Origin of the sequence: Pseudoalteromonas sp. GW168-MNA-CIBAN-0100, assembly GCF_040309225.1 — a bacterium.
In the GTDB taxonomy this organism is placed as follows: domain Bacteria; phylum Pseudomonadota; class Gammaproteobacteria; order Enterobacterales; family Alteromonadaceae; genus Pseudoalteromonas; species Pseudoalteromonas arctica.
This window is the reverse complement of record NZ_JBEOOL010000548.1, coordinates 1-273: the sequence shown is the minus strand read 5'-3', so window position 1 is coordinate 273 and position 273 is coordinate 1. Positions and strand designations below refer to the sequence as shown.

General features: G+C 45.1%; 1 protein-coding gene. It reads right to left on the bottom strand.

All coding sequences use genetic code 11. The annotated features are described in order from the left end of the window. Nucleotides 1–273, bottom strand: a 273-nt coding sequence (locus AAEY62_RS22370; protein ID WP_502935552.1) for a hypothetical protein, incomplete at both ends; no start/stop codon positions are given.

Genomic DNA, 273 nt, shown 5'->3' with positions numbered 1-273 from the left:
CCATGTAACTTATGAATAATGCTAAGTACCTGTTTGCAGTCTTCATCGGCAATAGCTTGTGCTAATAGGCTAAGTGTTTCGGGCACGCTGAGTAATAACATATTGAGCATTTCTAATGCCAGCTCACTTTTACCGCCAGCATGTTGCAGTGCTATGCCCCAATCAAGGCGCACACTCTTAAAAGGGGGCGGGCTTTGTGGCATGTTTTTTAGTTTATCGCGGCTAACCGGTAGTTGTGGGCTGTGATCGCAAATAATTTGATTGAGCATGTCC